This window comes from Propionibacterium sp. (assembly GCF_047719395.1).
Classification (GTDB): Bacteria; Actinomycetota; Actinomycetes; order Propionibacteriales; family Propionibacteriaceae; genus Propionibacterium.
In genome coordinates this window covers 1-6,065 of the sequence record NZ_JBDNTB010000087.1, presented here as the reverse complement: position 1 = coordinate 6,065, position 6,065 = coordinate 1, and the positions used below count along the sequence as shown (strand labels likewise).

Sequence of the window (6,065 nt, the reverse complement as noted above, 5' to 3'; positions counted from 1 at the left end):
CGCGGGTGTGCTCGTCGACGATGGAGCAGATCTTGATCGGACGGCCCTGCTCGTCGGCGTCGAACTGGAAGTCCACCGCCCATACGAGGTTCGGTGCGACCGCTGCCGGGGCGTCGACGGTCGAGGATCCGACACGCTTGCGGCGTCGCCGCTGCGGGACGCGGAGGCCTTCGGCTCGCCAGAGGCGTTGGATCTTCTTGTGGTTGACCGCCCAGCCCTCACCCCGGGCGTCGTGATACGCCCGCCGGTACCCGTAGCGGGGATGCTTCTTCGCCCACGCGCGCAGCCAGTCCCGCAACGCGCGATCAGGGTCGGCGACCGTGGCGCCCTTGAGCGGGCGACGGTATGCGGACCTGCTCAGCCCGGCCAGACGGCACGCCATTCGTTCGCTCACCCGCAGCTTGCGCTTGAGGTGGTCGACGGCGGCGCGGCGCCTGCCCGGGCCTAGAAGTTTCCCTCAGCCAGCTCCCGCAGGGCAGCCTTCTCGAGCTCTGCCTCGGCGAGCAGCCGCTTGAGCGTGGCGTTCTGCTTCTCGAGCTCCTTCAGCCGCTTCGCGTCGTCGGCCTTCAATCCGCCGTACTGGTTCCGCCACCGGTAGTACGTCTGCTCGGACACTCCGAGCTCTCGACACACCGCGGCGATGTCGCTACCGCCCGCGAGCATCCTGTCGGCCTGCCCGAGCTTACGGACGACCTGCTCCGGAGTGTGACGCTTCCTGCTGTTCGTCATGATCTGACCAGTCTCCCTGCCCGGACCCCCGGGCAACAGGACGACTCACACAACCACCGGACCTACCAGACGGGGTCAGCCCACCCCTACTGTTGGCCTCCGGGGCAGCCACGAGCGTCGGGAGATGGCCATGGGTCTGTTTTCACGTCTGTTGGGCGGGCAGACAGGCGACCGCTTGAGCCGGGAGGAGATCCTCTTGGTGGCGCCCGAGGCCAGTGATGCCCGGGGCCCCGGGCTCAGCGTCATCAGCATCGACGAGGTCGCGAAGCTGCAGCAGGTGGTGGGCCCGACCACCTTCTGCCGGCCACATGCGCAACAGGTGGCACTTGCCCTCTTGCGGGACCATGACGGCTACCTCGAAGACGTGGGCACCCTTGAACACGTCGCTGCTGACGACCAACGTCCCGAAGCATTGGACGTCATCTACCAAGGGCACTGGATCGGCGCTTTGGCAGGGCATGCAACCGATCGGGTCAACCTGCCCATAGGAGCCCAGGTGGGGATCCCGGTGCAGCTGTGCGCCGCTCAGACGGCGAAGGGGCCTCGACTGGACGCGTGGGCCTGGCTCGGCGACGACGCCCCGCAGTGGGAGTACAGCGCCGAACACCGCCCTCCAGTCACAGCAAAGGAACGCTCCGGGGAGACCGCCTTCAGGGCCCGAACCATGGTTCGCGAGGCGTTGGTTGAGGGCGGTCAGCGAGGCGAAGACTTCGTGGCTGGCAGCGAGCACGGCATCCACTATCTCGAGACGGTCGGTCCGATCGAGCAGCTGAAGCGAGAGGGACAGCTCGAGGCAGCCTTGAAGCTCTGCTACATCGCCATTGAAGGAGCCGAGGGCGATGCCCGGTTCGGGGAGCCGGCACCGTGGTACACGATCCAAGCGGCGATCATCCACCGCAAGCTCAAACAACGTGAGGAGGAGATCGCTGTACTGCAGCGGTGGCTGGACCACTGCCCCGCCGAGGATCGTGAGGGCAGCGGGGTGCAGAAGCGGCTCGCGAAACTTCTTGGGCCGGGGCGCTCCTCGTGATCCGACCCCGGTCGAGATGCCGGCCGAGGGTCGAGTGCCTCCCTGGGCTGCTGTGATGCCGTGGGCTGGCGTCGGTGCATGTCAGCCCTGCCGTCACCGAGTGAGAGCTCGCGGCGCGTGGCCCCCGTAGGATCGCAGCAGGTGTTGGCCCAGCATGCCGGCGCGGGCCTCTATAGCCCTGAACGAGAAGGAGCGGCCGATGGACACGGACTTCGTCCCGACCGGAGACCGCGACTGCGACAGGTCATGGCAGCTGTCGTGGCGGAGGGGGATGCGGCCGAGTACATGGGCCTTGAGGCCAAGAGCGACATCGACATCAGCAAGAAGGGAGTCGGTGTCGCGAAGGTGCCATGCCCGCGGCTGTTCTTCTTGTGGCCTGATGCCCTTGTGCATGTTGTGCCGGTGCTCTCGACAGGGGCGTTTGCCCAGGGAGAGGTCAATGGTGGTGCTGGCTGTGTTGGTCCTGGGTCATGGTCTGGGTCGTGGGGGCGGGGGTGGTGTTCTTGGGTGAGCTGATCGCGGGGCCGATCACGAAGGCTGACAGGGCGAACAGGGCGGTGAACACGACGACGCCGATGGCGGGGGCCTTCCAGGTGCGGTAGTGCCGTTGCAGGCGGTGCAGCATGGGGACGCTGAGCGCGAGGCCGACGACGAACAGGAGGCTGTTGCCGAACACCCCGGTGAGGAACGCGGCGCCGGCGATGATCCCGATGTGGTGCATCACGTGCGGGACCAGGCCGAGGAGGACGCCGACGGCGGAGCGGATGGCGGCCCAGGCGCGTGCCAGGACGGATCCCTTGGCGGGCTGCGCTCCTGCCGGTTGGGTGGCGGTCGGCGGTTCGATGAGGGCGGTGGCGGTCATCACTGCCTCTTGTCCAGGCCGGTGCGGATGCGCACCCACTGGTCCTCGTCGATCTCGCCGCGGGCGTAGCGCTGGTCGATGATGTCGACGGCCTGGGCGCTGGCGATGCCGGCGCGGGGCCGGTTGTCCTTGACGAGCCAGACGACCAGCGCGACGATCGCGAGCCAGAACAGGACCATGCCTGCCATCATCGGTAGTGCGTTCCATGCGTAGGTCATCATGATGAGTTTCCTTCCGTCGAAGTGCTTGTGTCTCCACTGTTGCGGGCTGGTGTGACGGAACCCGTGGCTGTTGTGTCAAGAAGCCATCAAGGTTGGGACGGGGGCTGGGCTGTGGGCCGGCGCGGCGGCTGGCGTGCGGTTTCTTCACCGTTCCTTGACGAATAGGTCAGGCGATCTCCGTGCCGGTCGAGCAGGGTTGCTGCAGGCAGCGTATGGTGCGCTGAGATTCCTGCCCTCCGCAGGGTTCCTGCCGCCCGGCAGGGACGACCGATGGGGGCGGGTGCACTGTTCCAGGAATGAGGGGATCGATGACTCGAGGCAAGAAGCTCGGACGCCGGCTCGCGGTGGCGGGGGTGGCCACAGCGGTGGTGGCGGTCGCGGCGGGGTGTTCCGCCTCGACCGGTGCGGGCGGAGGGACCTCGTCTGCGAGCAGCGCGGCTGGCCCGGCAAGCAGCCGTCCGAGCACCGGACCGGCGGGGACGGTGTGGGTCGCGAACGAGGACGGCAACTCCTTGACCGCGATCGACGCCGCCAGCAGCACGGTGGCCGCGACGGTCAACGGCGTCGCGATGCCCCACAACGTGCAGGCGACCCCGGACGGGTCGACGGTGCTGGCCGTCAGTGTCGGCTCGGGTGCCGTCGTCTCCTTGGACCCGGCCCGGTACTCGGTGCGGGCCACCGCGCAGACCGATGCGCACCCCGCGCACGTGATCGCCTCCCCCGACGGGCAGCGAGCCTACGTGACCAGCGGCGCGGCGAACGCGGTGGACGTGTACCAGCTGCCGTCGTTGAAGCGCGTCACGGCCGTGCGGGTGGGTGCTGGCCCCCACGGACTGCGGCCCTCCCCGGACGGCACGAAGGTGGTCGTCGCGGACGCGAAGGCCGACACGGTCGACGTGATCGACACACGCACATTGGCCTCGTCGAGGATCACGGTCGGCGCCAACCCGGTGCAGGTGGCTGTGTCCCCTGACAGCCGGTTCGCCTACGTGAGCCTGGGCACGCCGAAGAAGGTCGTGAAGGTGGACCTGGCCGCCCGGAAGGTGGTGGCCAGCGCCAGCGTTCCCGACGCGCCGGTCCAGGTGTACGTGTCGGCCGACGGCAAGCGCTTGCTGGCCGCTGACCAGGGCACTGAGCAGGAGCCGGGCCATGACGTGTCGGTGATCGACCCGCAGACGATGGCGGTTACTGCGACGATCCCGGTGGGTGCGGGTCCGCACGGGGTGGTGATCGATCCGTCAGGCACGCGCGCGTGGGTCACGAACACGTTCGCAGACACGGTGTCCGCGATCGACCTGACCAGCAACACGGTGGCCGCGACGATCCCGGTCGGCAAGGCGCCCAACGGCATCAGCTTCGGCACGACCCCACCCATCAAGGCCGGGTCGGTGGGCGTCGAGATCCCCACCTATCCGACCGGGGACATGGAGGGGATGGCCGGGATGAGCTCGAACCCCTCGCCGGCGGCGAGCCACACGTGACCACACCGACAGTCCGGTGCCGGTGGACAAGGCCCGGGGGCCTCGGCCCCGGGTTGGGCAAATCAGACGGGAGGAAAGCGACATGAGTGGCGGACCCACAGCACGTGTGGTGGTCGTGGACGACGAGCCGGTCCTGGCCGGGATGGTGAAGAACTACCTCGAGCGGGCCGGCATGGAGACCCGCACCTGCGGTGACGGGCTGCAGGCGGTGGAGCTGGTGCGCGAGTGGCGGCCCGACGTGGTGGTGCTCGACCTGGGCCTTCCCGGGTTGGACGGGGTGGAGGTGTGCCGGCAGGTGCGCACCTTCAGCGACTGCTACGTGGTGATGCTCACCGCCCGCGCCGACGAAGTCGACACTTTGGTGGGCCTGTCGGTGGGGGCGGACGACTACGTCACCAAGCCGTTCAGCCCGCGGGAGCTGGTGGCGCGCATCCAGGTGATGCTGCGCCGTCCCCGCGCCGCACGGGACCAGGCCACGCTCTCAGAGCGCCGTTTCGGTGACCTTCTGGTCCGGCCGGAGGCCCGGGAGGTGCTGGTGGCCGACGTTCCGGTGGAGCTCACGCGCACCGAGTTCGACCTGCTTGACGCGATCTCGGCGAACCCGGGCCGGGTGCTGTCACGCCGGCAGTTGACCGACGAGGTGTGGGGCAAGGACTGGCGCCGTGACGACCACCTGGTCGACGTGCACATCGCGCACCTGCGCAAGAAGCTGGGCGACGACCCGTCGGCGCCCCGGTTCGTGGTGACGGTACGGGGCGTGGGCTACCGGATGGGTTCGGGCCGGTGAGACGCGGCTCCTGGTCGCGGCGGCTGGTCCTGACCCAGTTCGCGGTGCTGGTCACCATGGCGTTCATGGTGGCCGGCACGGCGCTCGTGGTCGGCCCGGTGCTGTTCGACAGGCACATGGTCGAGTCCCGGCACGACGAGCCGGTGGTGGTGGCGCACGCGGAGCAGGCCTTCCGCGCGGCCGGGCTCGTGTCGCTGGCTGTGGGCCTGGCCGGGGCGCTGGTGGTGGCAGCGTTCACCGCGTGGGTGTTGAACCGGAGCCTGGCGCGTGGCCTGGACGCGCTGGTGGAGGGCGCCGCCCGGGTGGCCGGCGGCGACTACGACCATCCGGTGCAGATGCCCCCGGCGACCGCCGAGCTGGAACGGGTCGCGGCCGAGTTCAACAACATGGCCGACCAGGTGGCGCACACCGAGGTCACCCGCCGCCGATTGCTGACCGACCTGGGCCACGAGCTGCGCACCCCGCTGGCCGCGACCCGAGTGACGTTGGAGGGCCTCGAGGACGGTGTAGTGGACTTCACCCCCGAGACCCTCGGCGTGCTCCAACGCCAAAACCAGCGGCTCGAGGCCGTGGCGGCCGACATCTCCGAGGTGTCGCGGGCCGAAGAGGGACGTATCCCACTCGACCTGCGCAGGGTCGCTGTCGACGACGTGGCCCGGGCGGCCACCACGGCCTTCCTGCTGCCCTGCCAGTCCGCCGGCGTGAGTTTGCAGGTCGATCTCGGCGCCGGCGACGCGGCGAGGGCCGACATCGACCCGGCCCGTATCGGACAGGTGCTGGACAACCTGCTGCGCAACGCGTTGCAGCACACCAGTGCCGGCGACACCATCCGCGTCTCGAGCCGCGGGGGCGCCGGGCCCGGCGGCGGGTGCGGCCCCGCCCCCACCTGCGGGAAAGCGGCCGGCGCCGACGCCCCCCCCGTGCGACCGCAGTACACCGGGGCGTAGCTCATCTA

6 protein-coding genes and 1 pseudogene are annotated in these 6,065 nt (G+C 69.4%); 4 read left to right on the top strand and 3 right to left on the bottom strand.

Annotated elements, in window-relative coordinates; all coding sequences use genetic code 11:
- Positions 1–729 (bottom strand): annotated as a pseudogene (locus ABF648_RS11615) (transposase); the annotation flags it as partial.
- Between the two features lie 130 nt (positions 730–859).
- Here ABF648_RS11615 and ABF648_RS11610 point away from each other — a divergent pair.
- The gene (locus ABF648_RS11610; RefSeq protein WP_415632407.1) at positions 860–1,759 is read left to right on the top strand and encodes a hypothetical protein; all 900 of its coding nucleotides are present in this window, start codon (positions 860–862) and stop codon (positions 1,757–1,759) included.
- Positions 1,760–2,195: 436 nt separating this feature from the next.
- Here ABF648_RS11610 and ABF648_RS11605 read toward each other — a convergent pair whose 3' ends face one another.
- Together ABF648_RS11605 and ABF648_RS11600 are read right to left on the bottom strand one after the other, a co-directional pair.
- The gene (locus ABF648_RS11605; RefSeq protein ID WP_025402416.1) at positions 2,196–2,621 is read right to left on the bottom strand and encodes a hypothetical protein; all 426 of its coding nucleotides are present in this window, start codon (positions 2,619–2,621) and stop codon (positions 2,196–2,198) included.
- Positions 2,621–2,842 (bottom strand): hypothetical protein, encoded by a 222-nt coding sequence (locus tag ABF648_RS11600; protein WP_025402415.1) that lies wholly within the window; start codon positions 2,840–2,842, stop codon positions 2,621–2,623. The genes ABF648_RS11605 and ABF648_RS11600 overlap by 1 nt, the downstream gene beginning before the upstream one ends.
- Before the next feature lie 308 nt (positions 2,843–3,150).
- Between ABF648_RS11600 and ABF648_RS11595 the strand changes: the two genes are divergently transcribed.
- The 3 genes from ABF648_RS11595 to ABF648_RS11585 all read left to right on the top strand — a co-directional run bounded on the left by ABF648_RS11595 (position 3,151) and on the right by ABF648_RS11585 (position 6,057).
- Positions 3,151–4,323, top strand: a complete 1,173-nt coding sequence (locus tag ABF648_RS11595; RefSeq protein WP_052337530.1) for a hypothetical protein — start codon at positions 3,151–3,153, stop codon at positions 4,321–4,323.
- An 82-nt stretch (positions 4,324–4,405) separates the two neighbouring features.
- Positions 4,406–5,110 (top strand): response regulator transcription factor, encoded by a 705-nt coding sequence (locus tag ABF648_RS11590; RefSeq protein WP_039910887.1) that lies wholly within the window; start codon positions 4,406–4,408, stop codon positions 5,108–5,110.
- Complete coding sequence (locus tag ABF648_RS11585; RefSeq protein WP_415632406.1) at positions 5,107–6,057, top strand: histidine kinase dimerization/phospho-acceptor domain-containing protein; 951 nt, start codon at positions 5,107–5,109, stop codon at positions 6,055–6,057. Before ABF648_RS11590 ends, ABF648_RS11585 begins: the two co-directional genes overlap by 4 nt.
- Positions 6,058–6,065: the final 8 nt, after the last annotated feature.

What these genes read in the sequence shown, in the direction of transcription:
- ABF648_RS11605 (WP_025402416.1), bottom strand. Translation starts at nt 2,621, where the DNA reads ATGACCGCCACCGCCCTCATCGAACCGCCGACCGCCACCCAACCGGCA.
- ABF648_RS11610 (WP_415632407.1), top strand. Translation starts at nt 860, where the DNA reads ATGGGTCTGTTTTCACGTCTGTTGGGCGGGCAGACAGGCGACCGCTTG.
- ABF648_RS11600 (WP_025402415.1), bottom strand. Translation starts at nt 2,842, where the DNA reads ATGATGACCTACGCATGGAACGCACTACCGATGATGGCAGGCATGGTC.
- ABF648_RS11590 (WP_039910887.1), top strand. Translation starts at nt 4,406, where the DNA reads ATGAGTGGCGGACCCACAGCACGTGTGGTGGTCGTGGACGACGAGCCG.
- ABF648_RS11595 (WP_052337530.1), top strand. Translation starts at nt 3,151, where the DNA reads ATGACTCGAGGCAAGAAGCTCGGACGCCGGCTCGCGGTGGCGGGGGTG.